This window comes from Pontibacter beigongshangensis (assembly GCF_014332515.1).
Taxonomy (GTDB): domain Bacteria; phylum Bacteroidota; class Bacteroidia; order Cytophagales; family Hymenobacteraceae; genus Pontibacter; species Pontibacter beigongshangensis.
Genome location: NZ_VFSD01000035.1, coordinates 18,157 through 35,177, shown reverse-complemented (window position 1 = coordinate 35,177; position 17,021 = coordinate 18,157). Strand labels below are relative to the sequence as shown.

11 protein-coding genes are annotated in these 17,021 nt (G+C 49.5%); 2 read left to right on the top strand and 9 right to left on the bottom strand.

Annotation, left to right across the window (positions count from 1 at the left end):
* Positions 1 to 684 precede the first annotated feature (684 nt).
* The 5 genes from FJM74_RS21255 to rpmH form a co-directional block, all read right to left on the bottom strand.
* On the bottom strand, positions 685 to 1,200 hold the full coding sequence (locus tag FJM74_RS21255) for a DUF2480 family protein (RefSeq protein WP_187264661.1): 516 nt from the start codon (positions 1,198 to 1,200) through the stop codon (positions 685 to 687).
* An 8-nt stretch (positions 1,201 to 1,208) separates the two neighbouring features.
* Positions 1,209 to 1,907, bottom strand: coding sequence for a tRNA (adenosine(37)-N6)-threonylcarbamoyltransferase complex dimerization subunit type 1 TsaB (gene tsaB, locus FJM74_RS21250; RefSeq protein WP_187264660.1), 699 nt, complete (start codon positions 1,905 to 1,907; stop codon positions 1,209 to 1,211).
* Positions 1,908 to 2,037: 130 nt separating this feature from the next.
* Positions 2,038 to 3,687 (bottom strand): S41 family peptidase, encoded by a 1,650-nt coding sequence (locus tag FJM74_RS21245; RefSeq protein ID WP_187264659.1) that lies wholly within the window; start codon positions 3,685 to 3,687, stop codon positions 2,038 to 2,040.
* A 32-nt stretch (positions 3,688 to 3,719) separates the two neighbouring features.
* On the bottom strand, positions 3,720 to 4,127 hold the full coding sequence (locus tag FJM74_RS21240) for a ribonuclease P protein component (protein WP_187264658.1): 408 nt from the start codon (positions 4,125 to 4,127) through the stop codon (positions 3,720 to 3,722).
* Positions 4,128 to 4,169: 42 nt separating this feature from the next.
* Complete coding sequence (gene rpmH, locus FJM74_RS21235) at positions 4,170 to 4,328, bottom strand: 50S ribosomal protein L34 (protein ID WP_187264657.1); 159 nt, start codon at positions 4,326 to 4,328, stop codon at positions 4,170 to 4,172.
* 450 nt (positions 4,329 to 4,778) lie between these two features.
* Here rpmH and FJM74_RS21230 point away from each other — a divergent pair, with 450 nt between their 5' ends.
* A complete protein-coding gene (locus FJM74_RS21230; protein WP_187264656.1) occupies positions 4,779 to 6,503 on the top strand; it encodes a M61 family metallopeptidase in 1,725 nt (574 codons plus the stop codon).
* Positions 6,504 to 6,921: 418 nt separating this feature from the next.
* Here the strand turns inward: FJM74_RS21230 and FJM74_RS21225 are convergent, their stop codons facing one another.
* The gene (locus FJM74_RS21225; protein ID WP_187264655.1) at positions 6,922 to 8,157 is read right to left on the bottom strand and encodes a geranylgeranyl reductase family protein; all 1,236 of its coding nucleotides are present in this window, start codon (positions 8,155 to 8,157) and stop codon (positions 6,922 to 6,924) included.
* Between the two features lie 703 nt (positions 8,158 to 8,860).
* Between FJM74_RS21225 and FJM74_RS21220 the strand changes: the two genes are divergently transcribed.
* A complete protein-coding gene (locus FJM74_RS21220) occupies positions 8,861 to 11,089 on the top strand; it encodes an NADP-dependent isocitrate dehydrogenase (protein ID WP_187264654.1) in 2,229 nt (742 codons plus the stop codon).
* Between the two features lie 425 nt (positions 11,090 to 11,514).
* On the opposite strand, the gene FJM74_RS21215 is transcribed toward FJM74_RS21220, so the two are convergent.
* The 3 genes from FJM74_RS21215 to FJM74_RS21205 form a co-directional block, all read right to left on the bottom strand.
* Positions 11,515 to 11,865, bottom strand: coding sequence for a calcium-binding protein (locus tag FJM74_RS21215; protein ID WP_187264653.1), 351 nt, complete (start codon positions 11,863 to 11,865; stop codon positions 11,515 to 11,517).
* Positions 11,866 to 11,919: 54 nt separating this feature from the next.
* On the bottom strand, positions 11,920 to 13,212 hold the full coding sequence (locus FJM74_RS21210) for an outer membrane beta-barrel protein (protein ID WP_187264652.1): 1,293 nt from the start codon (positions 13,210 to 13,212) through the stop codon (positions 11,920 to 11,922).
* Between the two features lie 383 nt (positions 13,213 to 13,595).
* On the bottom strand, positions 13,596 to 16,565 hold the full coding sequence (locus tag FJM74_RS21205; protein ID WP_187264651.1) for a M16 family metallopeptidase: 2,970 nt from the start codon (positions 16,563 to 16,565) through the stop codon (positions 13,596 to 13,598).
* Positions 16,566 to 17,021 lie beyond the last annotated feature (456 nt).

Genomic DNA, 17,021 nt, shown 5'->3' with positions numbered 1-17,021 from the left:
AGGCTCCCGGAGCAGCTTCCCTCTGGAAGCGGGTGCAAAGGTAAGAGGCTTTTTCGAAGGCGCAAAACAAAAGCGAATTTATTTTTTTCAGCTTCCTTTGCTCTCTCCCTCCCCGGCGGCCACTGCCTGGCCATCCGAGCCGCCCTCCCTGGAGCGGGATGCAAAGGTAAGAACCTTTCCCGGTCCCGCAAGGGTGCAGGCAAACTTTTTTTTCACTCTCTTAGCAGCCTGCCGGCCGCCCCCCCGTCCCTGCCGGATGGGGATGCAAAAGTAGCAAACATCCCCCGGTTTCCAAGCGAACAGGTAACAATTACTGAATTATTTAGGCAATAGCCTCGAAATCAGAAGGATTATTTTTCTGCTGCAGGCTTAGTGTTAACAGCATGCCGGATCACTTTTGTTCCGTGCAGCTATTTTTTTTGCATCCAGCGGCTAGAAAGAGATTATCGTAGCATTCACCTCTAATTATTCTAATGAAAACAGCCTTCCAGAGCAAAATTTATAGACCTTCAACTTTGGTTACTCTTTCCGTTATGCATGTATATTTTCATCTTCATCGAACAAAATCTTTACAAACACTAAGAGCAACAGTGCTGGAACTGCAGCAGGAATAAATTATCCCTCTCCGCAAGTCCTCGCACCGTTGCTCTTATTAAACTGCAGCCTTACTGTTCGGCTTAGACTTTACGCTTTTGCCTTTGGCTTTTTATACAAGGGCACGGTACTACAAGGCTCGCCATACATCAGGCTGCTGGTTACCGGCAAAAGCTTCCGCATGATCTCTATATAGGCGAATGTGGGAACTGGTATGCTGCCACAGCCTTTTATTACTACTTTCGCATCCTGGTACTCATTCGGATCTATCTTAGCAATTGCCTCCTGCATGAGCGCCTGCTCCAGTGCTTCCAGGTCACCAAATACGTAGTAGTTAGCGTGCCCCTGCAGCTTTGTTGCCAGCAACATATAGGCCCATGTAGGCACAATGGCATCGGCAGAACAAATGATGGCTACATTTTTACCATCATAGGCCGACCAGTCATGCTCTTTCACAAATGCCCTGAAATCTTTCTCTTTCAGAATCAGGCCGTGAAAAAGGTTATCTGTAATGTCGTATACCACACGCTCTCCCGGATGAAGCAGCTCCTCCAGGTTTAATGTTACCAGGGCACTCTGTGCCACTTTGTTTATCAGCTCTGACATCTCTATCTCTATTTTGCTTTATTCTTTGTTGGTGTTGTAATGTATACTTCTTTCAGGTAAAAAGGCTCATAATAGGCTACATCCTCAAATTGCGCCTGCTGGTATTTCTGCAGAGCCAGCCTACCGATCGGTTTGGCAGATGGCAGCACGGCCTCCAGAAAAAGCGCATTAGGCACATCTTCTTTCAGCGCCTTCAGCTTGCCGGCGCCGCTTCCGAAGAAGATGATCTGTTGCTGACTTAGCTTTTCCGTCAGAAACTCTTCTGATATCACTACCGGTGCTATAGGAACAACTTCCTCCAGCTTATGATTCAACAAGCAGGTGTAAACCTCCATCCGCCTGGCGTCTACCATGGGGCAGAACAAAAAGCGCTCCGGGTTCGGAATAGCCTCTATGACCTGTGCTGCCAATCCGTAGAGCGTGGAGACTTCTATAAGTGGAATATCCAGGGCATAGCAGAGGCCTTTTGCCGTAGAACTCCCAATGCGAAGGCCAGTATAAGAACCAGGTCCACCAGATACCGCCACTGCCGACAGCTGCCCTAACTCCACACTGCAATTACTCAGCACCTGGGTAATCATTACGGTAATGTGCGATGAGTGAGACTTCTCTATCTGCAGCTCCGCCGAACCCAGCAAACGCTCTTCCTTATATAGTGCGACAGAACAGACAGTGGATGATGTTTCGAGGGCAAGTAATAATGGCATGAGCGCTTAGTTATATATTTCAATTCAAAATTACTCAACCGGCACCAGACAACAAAACCACACCGTCCGGGACCCTTAAAAGCAAAAAAGGGCAGCGCCTGTGGCACTACCCTCTCTATCTGTTTGTTTTTTACTTCACCTTAAAGTAACTCTGATATTCCTGCGGATCGTTAAGTACACGTTTAGCCGCCAGAATGTCTGGGTCATCGTCGAAGGTGGCCTCGATGTAGCCTTTCTGCAGGTAGTAGCGTGAGGCGATCTCTGCTTCCAGCACTTCTTTTATTTCGCTCTTAAAGCGGGTCAGGTCGTTGGCTTTGTTATGCGACACTTTCTTTTTGATGGCTTCCAGGTCGTTTTTGATGTCGTCGTAGTGTTTCCCTTCTTTGGCTTTCTCGGCCAGCTCTTTCAGCTTTTCTTCTACTTTGGTGCTGTACGAAACATCTTTGTCGCTCAGGTAGGCCACAAACTTCTGGTAATCGGCGTCCGAAAGTTTAAACTGCTTGGCCGGAGGGATAGAGGCATGCTCCATTTTGTACTTGTTCGCAAAGTCAAAGAAATATCCTTTTGAAGCCATGGTTTTCACGATCTCGGAGTAATTGTACTGCTCCACCGCCACATCTGGGCTAACCCCACCGCCATCGTACACGGTGCGGCCACTGGCTGTTTTAAAGGCTACTTTCAAAGAATCCGGAATTTGAGCCACGCTTCCATCTTCGTTTCGGTGGGCATAATCGATGGCCTGTATGCAACGGCCGCTCGGGATATAGTATTTAGCAGTGGTGACTTTTAGCTGCGAGTTGTAAGACAGCGGGCGCGTGGCCTGCACCAGTCCTTTTCCGAAAGTTCGTTCCCCAACCAGCACGGCTCTGTCGTAGTCCTGCATAACGCCGGCCACAATCTCGGAGGCGGAGGCGCTTCGGGAACTGGTCAGAATTACCAACGGAATTTCTTTATCGAGGGGTTCATCGAGGGCCTTGTAGGTTTTGTTCCACTCTTTTACTTTGCCTTTGGTGCTTACAATGTCTCGGCCTTTGTCTACAAACACGTTAGAGATGTTTACCGCTTCGTGCAGCAAACCGCCTGGGTTATCGCGCAGGTCGAAGATGATCTTCTTGGCACCTTGCTCCTTCAGTTTCTGCACGGCTGTTTTCACTTCCTTGCCTGCATCCATGGTAAAGCCAGAAAGCTGGAAATACCCGATCTCCTCATCAAGCATGCCGGCATACGACACATTGTCTACGTTGATGTTGGCGCGGGTGAGCTCTACCGTTCTGGTTTTGGGCTGGCCGTAGCTGCGGACTTCAAGCTTCAGCGGTGTGTTCGCCTGCCCTTTCAGGAGCTTGCTCACCTCCGATGAGTTTTTACCGGTTACCACAACGCCATCTATCTTCACGATCTCATCCCCTATGTTAAGACCTGCTTTGTGGGCCGGCGAATCTTCATAAGGCATCTGCACCACTACTTTGCCATCGCGCGAACCTACCAAAGCGCCAATGCCGCCGTACTGGCCGGTGGTCATGGTTCTAAAATCCTCGATATCGTCTTCAGGGATATAATTGGTATAAGGGTCCAGCGACTTGAGCATCGCGTCTATGCCGGTGCGCACCAGTTTGGCGGGCGGCACATCGTCTACGTAATAGGTATTTACTTCTTTAAAGAGTGTGGCAAAAACGTCCAGGTTCTTGGCTATTTCAAAGAAACGCTCAGAATCGGACTTAAAGGAGACCAGGCCGATGGCAAGGCAGCCAAGGACAAAGCCAACGATAGATTTCTTATACATATATTTCCAGTTAGGGAGGTGCCTGATGAAGACTACTTAATCAAACAACGTTCCAAACCGGAAATTAGTTTTTTCTGGATGATATCAAAGGATTTTTTTTCTTTACCAATGTAAAGAATGCCCAGCAGGCGGGGCGCTTGCGCTGGAGAAGCGTTCAGGATGTGTTTGTTCAGGCGGTACGCCTCCCGGATCTGCCGCTTGAGGCGGTTGCGATCGGTAGCAAGTTTAAAGGTGCGCTTGGGTACCGTTACGAGTAACTGCGTAACCTCAGGCATGGGTTCGGGCGGAATATGGTAAATAAACCGCAACGGATACACATTAAAAGAAGAACCCTTGCTAAACAGCAGCCCGATGAGGCGCTTACTGCACAAGCGTTCTTCTTTTGAAAATGTATAGGAAGTGGGTTGCTCTGCTGCTGTATGTTGGGTAGCTGGATCCATCGTCAGTGCGCGGTTCCGGGCTGAGCAAAGCGCAACCTAAAACTAAGCTTTGTGTTTTTTCTCGTCAGAAACAGATAGTCTCTTTCTGCCTTTAGCTCTTCTGCTAGCTAATACTCGTCGTCCGTTTGCAGTCTCCATTCTAGATCTGAAACCGTGCTTGTTTTTTCTTTTTCTCTGAGAAGGCTGGAATGTTCTTTTCATCGTCTGCCAATGGTTTTATTATGGCCTGCAAAAGTAGAAAACCTTTTGGTAAGAAGCAAAGACACTGCAGACTTTTTCAGAAATATCCCCAAATATTATCCGAACTGCCAGCCAGATCGCCTTCGTTCTGGCTGAACCTTGATGAAAAGAATTAATGGATTTACCTGATTTCGGATTATTCTAATGATTTCGCCCCTTCGGAGGATTCTGCTGCTGCTGCCTTCTTTTGTCTGAATCTGGATCTAGGGCCCCTGCCCCAAGAATGGGCAGAATTAAAGCATGAACAGAAGATATCTCCAAATTATTTGAATGAAAATGGCTATCCAGCTTCTTCATTACTCCTGCTGCCCCTGCTGCTCGTATTATATTTTTGACATAATTCTGTAAATTCAAAAATTCTGCAAATCCTTGGGGCAGGCCCCCTAAATAAAGCTTCAGACAAAAATCTCTATGATCTACTACCACCTCTCCTACACCAACCCGCTCAGCCATTACCTCACCATCCGGGTAACGATACCAGACAACACGGAGCAGCAGCTGTACCTGCAGTTGCCGGCCTGGCGGCCGGGGCGGTACGAGCTTCAGCACTTTGCACAGAAGCTGGGCAAGGTAAGAGCTACCGCAAACGGTGAAGCGACAGCCATCCGGAAGGTGACGAAGGACAAATGGCTTATAGAAAATGCAGGAGCTGGTAGTGTGGTGATAGAGTATAGCTTTTATGCCCGACAGATGGATGCGGGCGGCTCCTGGCTCGATGAGCAGCAACTGTACCTGAACCCCATCAACTGCCTGATGGCTGTGGAAGGAAGACAAGCAGAACCTTGCCAGTTGCAGCTCGACCTGCCTGAATCGTATGAAGTTGCCTGCGGGCTGCAGGTGCTGGAGAAGTTTACCCTACAGGCCAGCAATTACCACGAGCTCGTAGATGCACCGCTCTTTGCCAGCGACAGCCTGCAACAGACTAAATACGAGGTAAATGGCCTACCCTTCTACATCTGGATACAAGGCGACTGCCAACCCGAATGGCTCCGGATAAAGCAGGATTTTGAGGCGTTCACGAAGGAGCAGCTGGAGTTGTTCGGCGATTTCCCGGTGAGCGAATATCATTTCCTGAACCAGATCCTGCCGTACCGCTATTATCACGGGGTGGAGCATGGCAACTCTACGGTTATTACCTTGGGGCCGGGGGAGCTGCTCATGTCGTGGGGCTTGTACAAAGAGTTTGTGGGGGTGAGTTCGCATGAGCTGTTTCACACGTGGAACATCAAGAAAATTCGTCCCCAGGAAATGCTGCCATACGACTACTCGCAGGAGAACTACTTCCGCACCGGCTACATCGCCGAAGGCCTCACCACCTACTACGGCGACTACCTCCTGGCCAGGTCCGGCTTCTTTACGGCTGCCCTATATTTTGAAGAGCTGAACACGACCTTGCAGCGCTACTACGCCGACTATGGCCACCACAACCTCTCGGTAGCCGACTCGAGTTTTGACCTGTGGCTCGATGGCTACAAAGCAGGCATACCCGACCGCAAGGTTTCGATTTACGTGAAAGGCGCCCTTACAGCCCTACTTCTGGACCTGCAGCTGCGCCAAGCCACCAACAACCATGGTACCTTAGACCAGGTGCTGATGCGGCTCTGGAACGACCTCGGCAAAAAGGACAAAGGGTATTCGGAGCAAGATTACGAGCGGCTGGTGGCGGAGGTAGCCGGAAGTTCTTTCAAGGAGTATTTTGAGAAATACATTTATGGAACTGCTCCTATAGAAGTACCCTTAACCGAGGCGCTGCACTATGTAGCCTGCACTCTGAAAAAAACAGAAAGCCAGCTGCTGAGCGAACAACTGTATGGCTTTAAAACAGTAGCCGACGGCACAACAGTAAAAGTAACAGCCATCGCCCCAGACTCACCTGCTCATCAGGTGCTGAGCGTGGATGATGAGCTGATTGCCCTGAACGACCGCAAACTGGAGCAGAACCTGCAGCCCCTTCTCCATACCACCGACACAGCTGCTCCTATAGCCATTACTCTCTTCCGGGACAAACGCCTGCGCACGGTGCAGCTCCAGCCTAACGGCCAAACGTTCTATCCAAAATACACCATCGAAAAACGCGAAGAAGCGACTGAGCAGGAGAAAGAGAACTTCAGGCTGTGGCTGAAGCAGGCGTTTTAAGATGTCTGAATAAGCTTGTCGGAATCAGGATTTGCAGGATTATAGGAGGAGCAGGATTTTCGTCTGAATCAGAATTTACAGAATGTAAGAATTTTCAGAATAATGAGATCAGTAGGAGCATCAGGAGTAATATAGATGCTGGATAGCCATTTTATTCAAATAAATGAAGAGAGATTCTGTCCATTCTTTAATTCTGTAAATTCCGATTCAGACAAACTCAACAGCAGAGGCAGCAAAACACCTCCGGAGGGCAAATTCATTAGGATAATTTTCTCTTCCGGAACATCCTGCTCCTCCTATAATCCTGCAAATCCTGATTCAGACAGACAGCAGCACCAACAGAAAAATTCTCCCGAAGGTCAAAACCATTAGCATAATCTAAAATCAAGGAAATCTTTAAATCAAGGTTCAGACAACCTTAATTAAACAGCAGCTTCAGGTAGAAAGACGGTTGGCGGAGGCGCTCGCGCAGGTCCAGGTCGTTGAACATGCAGGAGATGGTTTCGGCAAGGGTCGCGTTTTTAGATGCTTTGGCGGCCACCTGGTCGAAGAGCCAGGGGTAGTGCAGCAGTTTCTGCATCTGGCGGCTCAGCTTCAGCTCTTTCCAGAGACGGTTGTACACGGCTTTGTCGTAGCCCTGCATAAAACTAGCGGAAAAGTTATTTTGCTCCAGGCACCGTGCTGCCTGCTCTGCTGCCCAGCGCCCGCTGATCATGGCGTTGCTGATGCCTTCGCCAGTGAATGGATCTATAAGCGAAGCAGCATCGCCTACCAGCATGTAGCCCTTGCCGGAGATCACGCGCTTTTTACTTCCCAGAGGCAGGCCGTAGCCTTTTATGTCGCCTATTAGCTCGGCACGGGCAAATCGCTCTTTCAGGGTCGGGTGTGTTTCGATCATCCGCAGCATCTCTTTCTTCAGGTTGATTTTGCGGCGGCTCACCTCGTTGCTCAACATCCCAACCCCCACATTGGCGCAACCGTTGGGCAGCGGGAAGATCCAGAAATAGCCCGGTAGAAAATCTTTCAGGAAGTGTAGCTCTATAAAATTGTCTTTATCCAGACCAGCCACTCCTTTATAATAGGCACGCAAACCGGCACAGTAATGCGCCGGCTCCTGCTGTATGCCAGCCGTGTGGCGGGCAAAGGCGGAGTGCGCGCCATTGGCAGCGATCAGCAGTCTGGCGCTTAGCTGCACCTTCCCGGTTTTATCTGTCAGCACATGCCGTCCCTCCTGCTCCTGAATTGAATTAATGTCCACGCCCTCCAGCAAGGTGATCTCCGGCCGCTTCTTTACTTCGTTTAGCAGGAAATTGTCGAAATCGAGGCGCTTGATAATATGCCCGGCAGGTGTATGCGCGGCTGTGTTGTAGTTCAGTTTAAAAGGCACGCTGAGTTGGTGCCCGCCCGGCGATATAAAATGGATGCCCCACGAGGGCAGTTGGCTCTGCTCCTGCCGCAGCAGCTCCGGCAACTCCGGCGAAATACGCTTCAGCTCGTTCACCACTTTCCCGCTCAGGGCATCGCCGCAAATCTTGTCGCGCGGAAAAACGGCCTTGTCTACTAACACCGATCGGATACCTTTTTGCGCCAGGTGCAAGGCAGTGGTAGCACCTCCCGGGCCGGCTCCTACAATACAAACATCGACTTCCTGCATAGGGCTGCGCCAAATTAAAAATTAGAAATTCAAAATTAGAAATACTTGTATCCGCGCTTTAGTTAACTGCTGCCAATCAAAGAAGCAGGTTAACCTGTCACTACGATCTGATCGCTGAAATTAGAAAATATCTGTGGCTTTACAAGTTGCAGGCCTATAGGCAGGTACCTATCCTGCCGCAGAAAGCCTACTTGCTCAGTAGCCATTTTCAAAAAGACTATTATATTTGCTAACAGAACAAACCGGGGCCGGTTGTTTAGGTGATGCGTCAAGGCTGCACCAGAAGCAAACCTCTCCGGAGGGGCATTTTGATTAGAATAATTCAGGCAATGTACTCCTGATGACAATGAGCTGTGTGCTAAGGGAGCCAACGTAAAACTGGTTGAATTGCAGGGCAATTATTCTAATGAAAAAGGCCCTCCAGAGGCTTTGGATCCTGTGCCCCCGGATCTTTATCCGTCAGAATTTAGCCGGAGGGCCAGCACGTTAGTTTAGAGGTTCGCAGCAGAGACGGATTACATAACAGACAGAAATGCTTCCGCGAGGGGCCAGAACAGCTGCGATTTCTGAATTTCAATTTAGCGGGGCTTCCTGCCTGATAATTTTGCAGAAACTCACATTAGAACATTTTAAATCTTAAATTGCGATTAGAAACAATATTACCCGGGTTTGGCGGTAATGTAAATTAAACCAAGAGAATAACATGACGACAAAAACAGCGAAAATTGCTTACACCATAACCGACGAAGCTCCGGCTTTGGCGACATACTCCTTTTTACCCATCGTAAAAACATTTACGCAGGCGGCAGGTATTGAAGTTGAAACAAGAGACATTTCCCTGGCTGGCAGAATTCTGGCAACCTTCCCCGAGAACCTGTCTGAAAGCCAAAAGCAGAACGACGAACTCGCTTACTTGGGTGAGCTGGCTAAAACGCCGGAAGCCAACATCATCAAACTGCCGAACATCAGTGCCTCTATACCGCAATTAACTGCGGCCATTAAAGAACTGCAGGCCCAAGGCTACAACATTCCGGATTATCCGGCAGACCCTAAGACAGACGCTGAGAAAGAAGTAAAAGCCCGTTACGCCAAAGTATTAGGCAGCGCCGTGAACCCGGTGCTGCGCGAAGGAAACTCCGACCGCCGCGTGGCAGAGGCTGTAAAGCAATACGCCAAAAAGAACCCGCACTCCATGGGAGCCTGGACCTCCGACTCCAAAACACATGTAGCCCACATGACCGAAGGCGACTTTTACGGCACAGAGCAATCGGTGGTGATGGACAAAGCCGGTGACGTTAAAATTGAGTTTGTAGGTGCTGACGGTTCTACAAAAGTTCTGAAAGAAAACCTGAAGCTGAAAGAAGGTGAAGTAATCGACGCTGCCGTCATGAGCAAAAAAGCCTTACGTGCCTTCTTCGAAAAAGAAATAGCGGACGCCAAAGAAAACGACATACTGCTTTCGCTGCACCTGAAAGCGACCATGATGAAAGTGTCTGATCCTATTATGTTCGGACATGCCGTTACGGTTTTCTTTAAAGATGTTTTCGAGAAGCATGCCGCTGTGTTCAAAGAACTAGGTGTAGACCCAAGCAACGGTTTAGGCGATGTATACGCCAAAATCAAGAACTTGCCAGAAGACCAGCGCGCCGCCATAGAAGCAGACCTGAACGCTGCCAAAGAAAACGGCCCTGCACTGGCCATGGTAGATTCTGACAAAGGCATTACCAACCTGCACGTACCTAGCGACGTGATCATTGATGCCTCTATGCCGGCTGCTATCCGCTCGTCTGGTAAAATGTGGGGAGCCGATGGCAAACTGCACGACACCAAAGCCATTATTCCGGACCGCTCTTACGCTGGCATTTACCAGGAAGTGATCAAGTTCCACAAAGAGAACGGCGCTTTTGACGTAACCACCATGGGTACGGTGCCAAACATCGGCCTGATGGCGCAGAAAGCAGAGGAATACGGCTCACACGATAAAACATTCCAGATCGCCGAGAGCGGTACTGTACGTGTGGTAGATGCTGCCGGCAATACCCTGATGGAGCACAAAGTAGAGGAAGGCGATATATGGAGAATGTGCCAGACCAAAGACCTGCCCATTCAGGATTGGGTGAAGCTGGCCGTTACCAGAGCCCGCATCACCAACACACCTGCTATTTTCTGGCTCGACCCGCAAAGAGCACACGATGCCAACCTGATCCAGAAAGTAGAGCTTTACCTGCAGGACCACGACACCAACGGCCTCGAAATTAAAATCATGTCGCCGGTTGAAGCCATGCGTTATAGCTGCGAGCGTGCCAAAGCGGGTAAAGACACTATTTCTGTAACCGGCAACGTGCTCCGCGACTACCTGACGGACCTGTTCCCAATTCTGGAGCTTGGCACCAGCGCCAAAATGCTTTCTATTGTTCCGTTGCTTGATGGCGGTGGCTTGTTCGAGACAGGTGCCGGTGGTTCAGCTCCGAAGCACGTGCAGCAGTTCGTAGAAGAAAACTACCTGCGTTGGGATTCTCTGGGTGAGTTCCTGGCACTGGCTGTTTCTTTGGAAGACTTGGCCTACAAAACCAAAAACGAAAAAGCCGAGGTATTGGCAGAAGCTCTGAACCAGGCCAACAGCAAGTTCCTGGAAAACGACAAGTCGCCAGCCCGTAAAGTAGGCCAGATCGACAACCGTGGCAGCCACTTCTACCTGGCGCTGTACTGGGCACAGGCACTGGCCGAGCAAAGCAAAAACCAGGAGCTGAAAGACAAGTTCACCAAACTGGCCCAGGAACTAACCGAAAACGAGGGCAAGATTGTAGACGAACTGATTTCTGCCCAGGGCAAACCAGTAGATATCGGCGGCTACTACCACCCAGACATCGAGAAAACAGAAAAAGCCATGCGCCCAAGCGGAACCTTAAACGCTGCTTTGGCTAATTTCTAGTTAGAAACTGCTAATTGAAAAAACGGCTGCCTGAGGAGACTTGGGCAGCCGTTTTTTGTGTAACCCTATCGCCAGTTTGAGCGCAGCGGTAAAGGTGGTAGGGTATGAAAGCAAGTTTGTAACTTGCGAAAGTAGCTGTGAGAGGTAACGCAAGTTACAAACTTGCCTTATGCACAGCCACAAGTTACGCTGACGCAAAAGTTGCGGCCCACTAGCGCAAGTGTTAAGCGTAGCGTCACTTGTGATTATTCATACAAGAAAGTCTTCAGACTTGGGAAAACCACCACACCATCATTCCAAAAGTCTGAAGACTTGACGCATACACCAGCACAAGTGACACTTCGTTTAACACTTGCGTTAGAAACAAATTGAGTCCCCTTCTCCATTAGGTGTAGCTTGTAACTACGTCTGGTGAGCGGTTTTCATCAATTCCCCACCCAAAAATCCCAAATCTGAAAAGCCTCCCGCGTCTGGGCAGAAGCTTTTATGTTAGTCAGTTCGGAATAGGAAACATCCATCAGGTATTCCCCATTTTCTATCTCCAGTTCAAAATCATTGTCTGTGATACCTTCCTCATCGCTGGCCAGTGCTACAACTTTCACTTCCTTCATTTCGGTGCCGCCGTCTTTTTTTCTTAGCGGGGCAGTGGCTTTGAAAGGAAACTCAAGGTTTTCCTCGAAGAAATAATACCACCCCATACTCACCTCAATCTCATCATAGCAGTCCACTATAATCTCGTAGTCGATCTTGTGCTGTATTTCTTCTTTTGTAAGCATAACTCTAAATCAAGATATTGTTCTACATATCGATCATGATATACGAATCTCCTCCTAATTAAAACGGTACCCAAGCAGTAAGCTTAGCATACTTTTTTTGGAGACAACGGCTTTTTCTCCGGCAAAGGCACTACCAGTTTCGCCACGAACCTCAACGGATGCCTGATAGAAATTTAATCCGGCTCCAAAAATGGCTGCAGGTTCGTACGACCTGTACAAATGAACGCCCTTCCCTTTTTGGATTTCTTCAACGGTCAGGCGCGCTATGTGTATTGTCTGGTGATTTCTGGACTTAAGATTAAAGTTATTCGCTATCCCGACATTAATATAAGGCTTTATAGTTGATGACGCTGCCTGGTAGCGAAGCATGCTACTCAGCCCGATACAGTTTATGACGAACTCGGTTGTGTAGGTTCTGTGCTCATAGGCCCCAGGACGAGACTCCTCAAATTTCCCTGATGCTTTGTAGGGTTTCCAGCGCAGATCGTTTTGGATCGACCATTTCTGCCGGTTCCTTGGCAGTTGAATATTTAGACTCACGCCAGCCGTGTAGCTCAGGGGGGTCTCGAAATTTGTTCCGGCCAAATCTTTCCGAAAGTCAGAAATGAACCTCAGGTTTACCATGGTTGGCCCGCCCACAAGCCCATAGCTGATTTTTATTTGCTCTCTTGGTGCAATCGTTGTCTGGTTGTCCGCACAGGAATTGTATTTCGAAAAAAGGTCGCTCAGGCTGTTTGCGGTATATCGGGCGCGCTTTATTTTATCCTGAAGAACCGGGCAATCCATGAAATAGCTTACCAGCTGCCCCCTGTATTTCTCCTGTGTTACCAGCGAGGTGCCACTAGACCATTGGGGAGCACTTCTGCTATAGGCATTTTCTTTCAGGTAATAAGACAGCAGCAGTTCTTCCGGTTTATGGCCTTCAGCCTGGTAATAAAAATGCTGCCTCTCCCCATCGTCCAGCAACAAAAGAGTCGCTTTTCCCCGCACCAGAATTCTCAGAAAGACAATATCAGTAATTGGTTCCGGCCTTATGTTCCCCAGCATAGGGTTAATCTTATTCTTTGTCTGGTCTATAGATACCTCTTCCCGAACATAAACATCACCAGTGGCAAGTCCGAAGCCCTTTATATCCGCCACCTGATAGGTTACTACTTCGCCCGACGCCGTCAGCTTTAACTGAACGGTCTCAGGGTTTTTTAGCCAGTTCCGGTCATTGATCAGGCAACGGACCGTATCGCCCTGATTCGATATGTAATATCCTTCTGAGAAATTTTTCTGGGCAAAGGAATTTAAGGAAAGGCAGCAAAGCAGGCAAGAGGCCAATATGCTAGTAAGTATCTTCATGAAGTAATACTGAAAAAAGGAAGGACCCATCTCCCCGATACAGGAGTTGTAAAAGTTTATATTTGATATTGTGAATATAAGCTATTAAAGTAAATTTATTGCATGGAGCTTTGCTAAATTAAAAATTAGAGATGACGGCAGCTATGTTTTCCAGCGGCTTTCCGGACATTAAACCTTTCTGAAAAATTAAACTGGAGGAGTAATAATTGTTATTTTAGCTTCAAGAAGAGCAGGCTTAGCAGCAGCAGGAAGAGCCATCCGCCTCCAGAGGGCCGTTTTCATAAAAAGAATTCAGAGATACCCCTACAAGCTAGCAAAGGCAGCCAAAACTGGCTGCCTTTGCTACTCCCAAATTATTCTAATGATTTTGCCCTTCCAGAGCCTTAATACCCAAAAATCTCCTCCAGCTTCAACTGCTTTACTTTCCCGTATTTCGCCAGCTCTTTAAAGTTCAGGCGATCTTTGGAGCCGATTACCAGAATGGCTTGTGGCTGGCCTTTGATGAACTTCTGCTGAAACTCCTGCAGCTGCGAAAAAGTGAGGCTGTTGGCGCTCTCGTACACATCGCGGCGAATGTCGTAGTCGAGGCCGAGGCGCTTGGCCCGCTCGTAGTCGAACAGGATGGAGGCTTTGGTGATGCGCTCCGAAGAGATGCTGTTGCGCAGCGAGGCTTTGGCATTGGCAAAGTTCTCATCGGCAAGTGGCATTTCGTTCAGCAACTCCTGCATGCCAGCCATCGCTTCCGGTAACTTGTCGGCCTGTGTGCCGATGTACGACAGGTTGTAGTTAGAGCGGTCTTTCTTCGTAGCCGTGCTGTAGGCCGAGTAAGCCGAGTAGGCCAATGCCTTCGACTCGCGCAGCTCCTGAAACACGATAGACGACATGCCACCACCAAAATACTCATTATAAAGCCGCGCCGTTGGCACCATGGCTTTATCATAGGGTAGCGACTTGGTCAGGAAGAGCAGCTCGGCCTGCACCATGTTATAATCTACCCAGTACACCGCCGGCTGTTTAATCTCCAACTCCGGGAATATCTTTTCGGCCGGAACAGGCGTCAGCTTCGCAGGCACCTGGTGTCCGGTGTTCAGAGCCGCCACAATTGCAGGTGTTTCACGTGGACCATAGTACAGCACACGGTGCTCGTAAGTCGGGATGCTCTTGATAATATTCACCAGTTCCTGCGGTTTCACGGCCTTCAGCTGCTTTTCGGAGAGGTTGGTGGTGAAAGGATTTTTGGGGCCATATTTGGCAAAGTTCACCAGCGCCTGGTTAAGGATTACGCTTTTGTTCAGCTTGGCATCGGCACGGGATTTAAGCATGCCATCTACCATATCTTTCAGGGCCTCCTGGTTTGGCTTGGGGTTTTGCAAGGTGTTTTCGAACAGCGCCAGTGCTTCTTCAAAGTTCTCATCCAGGCCAGATAACGTTACATATACCTGATCGCCGGAAGTAGACACGTTAAAAGATGTTCCAAGCTTGTAGAACTCCTTCTTCAGCTCCTCGGCACTGTACTTGTCGTTGCCAAGGTAGCGCAGGTAATTTACGGCCATGCCCAGCTTCGGATCGTTGTTGGTGCCCATGTCCAGGATGTAGTACAGTTGGAACAGGCCGTTTTCCTTGTTCTGCGTGTACAGCAGCGGGATATCGTTTTTCAGCTTCGCCTCCTTGATGTCGGCTTTGTAATCCACAAACACGGGTGTGAGTGCTGGGGCCTCTTCTGCCATAAACGCTTTGTAGTAGGCCGATTGTGCATCGCGGTTAACGGGCACAGGCGTAATGGTCGGTTTTTCTACCTTGGCTACTTCAGCATTTTTATCGGTGCGCTTGTACACGAGCACGTAGTTGTCGTTGAGGTATTTGTTAGCCACCTCCACTACCTCCTGCTTTGTGATCTTGGCAAACTCCTCGGGGCGGTTCACGTAGGTTTTCCAGTCGATGCCGTTCACGAAGGCGGTTACAAAGGCATCGGCGCGGCTGTTGTTGTTTTCGTACTCCTGCATCAGCGTGATTTTGTAATCGTTCACCACAGCCGGAATTAGCCAGTCTTCGAACTTGCCCTGCTTTACCAGGTCTACCTGCGCCAACAGCAGCTTTTTTACCTCATCGAGGCTCTGCCCCTGCCGTGGCGAACCGCCTAGCCTGAAAACAGAGTAATCTCTCATCTGGTTGTCGTAGCCGTAAGCCTGCAGCACTTTCTGTTGCTGGTTCAGGTTCAGGTCTATCAGGCCGGCCTGGCCGTTGTAAAGAATGTTGCTGATCATGCTCAACACCAGCGCATCGCGGGAGCTCATGCCCGGGAAACGGTACCCGATGGCAATAGACTCGGCACTTGGTCCTTTCACCTCCTTCACGATGGGCTGCGCAATCGGTTTTTCCTGCGCCACGGCAAAGGTTGGCACTGGCTTTTGCTTCAACTTACCGAAATGCGTATCAATAATCCGGATTGTCTCATCGAAATCGATGTCGCCGCTTAGCGCGAGCGCCATGTTGTTGGGCACGTAGTATTGGTCGAAATACTTTTTAATTTCTGTGATGGAGGGGTTCTTCAGGTGCTCGATAGTGCCAATGGTGGTCTGGGTACCGTACTGGTGCTCCTGGAACAGGCCGGCAAACAGTGCTTCGTACATTTTCCAGCCATCGTTGTCGAGCGATCGGTTTTTCTCTTCGTACACTGCCTCCAGTTCCGTGTGGAACAGGCGGGGCACCAGCTCACCAAATCGGTCGGCCTCCAGCGCCACCCAGCGCTCCAGTTGGTTAGTCGGAATATCGTTGGTATATACCGTCTGCTCTACCGAGGTATAGGCGTTGGTACCTTTGGCTCCGATAGCACCCAAGATTTTATCGTACTCGTTGGCAACGGCAAAGGTGGCGGCCACACCCGAGATGCTGTCAATCTGGTGGTAGATCTTTTTGCGGGTTGCCGGGTCGGTAGTGTTGCGGTGCTGCTCGTAAAGTGCCTCTATCTTGCCCAGCTCCGCTTTTTCCCTCTCCCAGTTCTGCGTGCCTAGTTTGGAAGTGCCTTTAAACACCATGTGCTCCAGGTAGTGCGCCAGACCAGTGGCATTGGCCGGGTCGTTTTTGCTGCCCGCCCGCACAGCAATGTAAGTCTGAATGCGTGGCGCGTCTTCGTAATCAGTCAAATACACTTTCAGGCCATTATCCAGGGTGTAGATGCGGGCGTTGAGCGGATCATTCGGAACCGTTTCATACTTGTATTCTTTCTGAGCCGGTGCGGCCGTGGTGGCAGTAGCCGTATCTGCAGTGGTGGACTGCGCCTGATAGGCTTCGTTCTTACACTGCGTAAACGTGACCGCCAACGCAACCAAAAACAACGATATTCCTTTTCTCATGAGTGAAGAAGTTAGATGCTAGATGTTAGACTTAAGACAATTAACAGAAAAGGCCTCGCAGTGTGTGCAGCTCCTGCGAGGTTTATACTAAATAGGAATTATTCTAATGAAAACGGCCTTCCGGAGGCTCTGCTGCTCCTGGTGCTGCTGCTGTTTGTCAGAATCTTTATAGAGGGCTCCTACCCCAAAGCCGTCAGGCTAAGGCTAATACCGATCATACAACCCGCTTCGTCCGCCCCTGTTGGCTGTTTTTCACCAACAGGTCTCCTGCGATTGAATTAACGCTATTACCGGCCTCCTGTAGGCTGGAAGAATTCAGTGGCTCCATTTGCTTACACCCAGCATGAAGTGTGCTTGCTGGTGAAAACATCCAGCAAGGGCAGGCAGAGCAGGCATCTTTGGCAGGAAAGAAACATGCTACCCTTCATCGGACAGCTATGGGCTCCTACCTCAGGA

Excerpts from the sequence above, each read along its gene's own strand:
- FJM74_RS21225 (WP_187264655.1), bottom strand. The coding sequence starts at position 8,157 with ATGCAGGAAGTCGATGTTTGTATTGTAGGAGCCGGCCCGGGAGGTGCT.
- FJM74_RS21245 (WP_187264659.1), bottom strand. The coding sequence starts at position 3,687 with ATGTATAAGAAATCTATCGTTGGCTTTGTCCTTGGCTGCCTTGCCATC.
- FJM74_RS21240 (WP_187264658.1), bottom strand. The coding sequence starts at position 4,127 with ATGGATCCAGCTACCCAACATACAGCAGCAGAGCAACCCACTTCCTAT.
- FJM74_RS21210 (WP_187264652.1), bottom strand. The coding sequence starts at position 13,212 with ATGAAGATACTTACTAGCATATTGGCCTCTTGCCTGCTTTGCTGCCTT.
- FJM74_RS21215 (WP_187264653.1), bottom strand. The coding sequence starts at position 11,865 with ATGCTTACAAAAGAAGAAATACAGCACAAGATCGACTACGAGATTATA.
- rpmH (WP_187264657.1), bottom strand. The coding sequence starts at position 4,328 with ATGAAAAGAACATTCCAGCCTTCTCAGAGAAAAAGAAAAAACAAGCAC.
- tsaB (WP_187264660.1), bottom strand. The coding sequence starts at position 1,907 with ATGCCATTATTACTTGCCCTCGAAACATCATCCACTGTCTGTTCTGTC.
- FJM74_RS21230 (WP_187264656.1), top strand. The coding sequence starts at position 4,779 with ATGATCTACTACCACCTCTCCTACACCAACCCGCTCAGCCATTACCTC.
- FJM74_RS21205 (WP_187264651.1), bottom strand. The coding sequence starts at position 16,565 with ATGAGAAAAGGAATATCGTTGTTTTTGGTTGCGTTGGCGGTCACGTTT.
- FJM74_RS21220 (WP_187264654.1), top strand. The coding sequence starts at position 8,861 with ATGACGACAAAAACAGCGAAAATTGCTTACACCATAACCGACGAAGCT.
- FJM74_RS21255 (WP_187264661.1), bottom strand. The coding sequence starts at position 1,200 with ATGTCAGAGCTGATAAACAAAGTGGCACAGAGTGCCCTGGTAACATTA.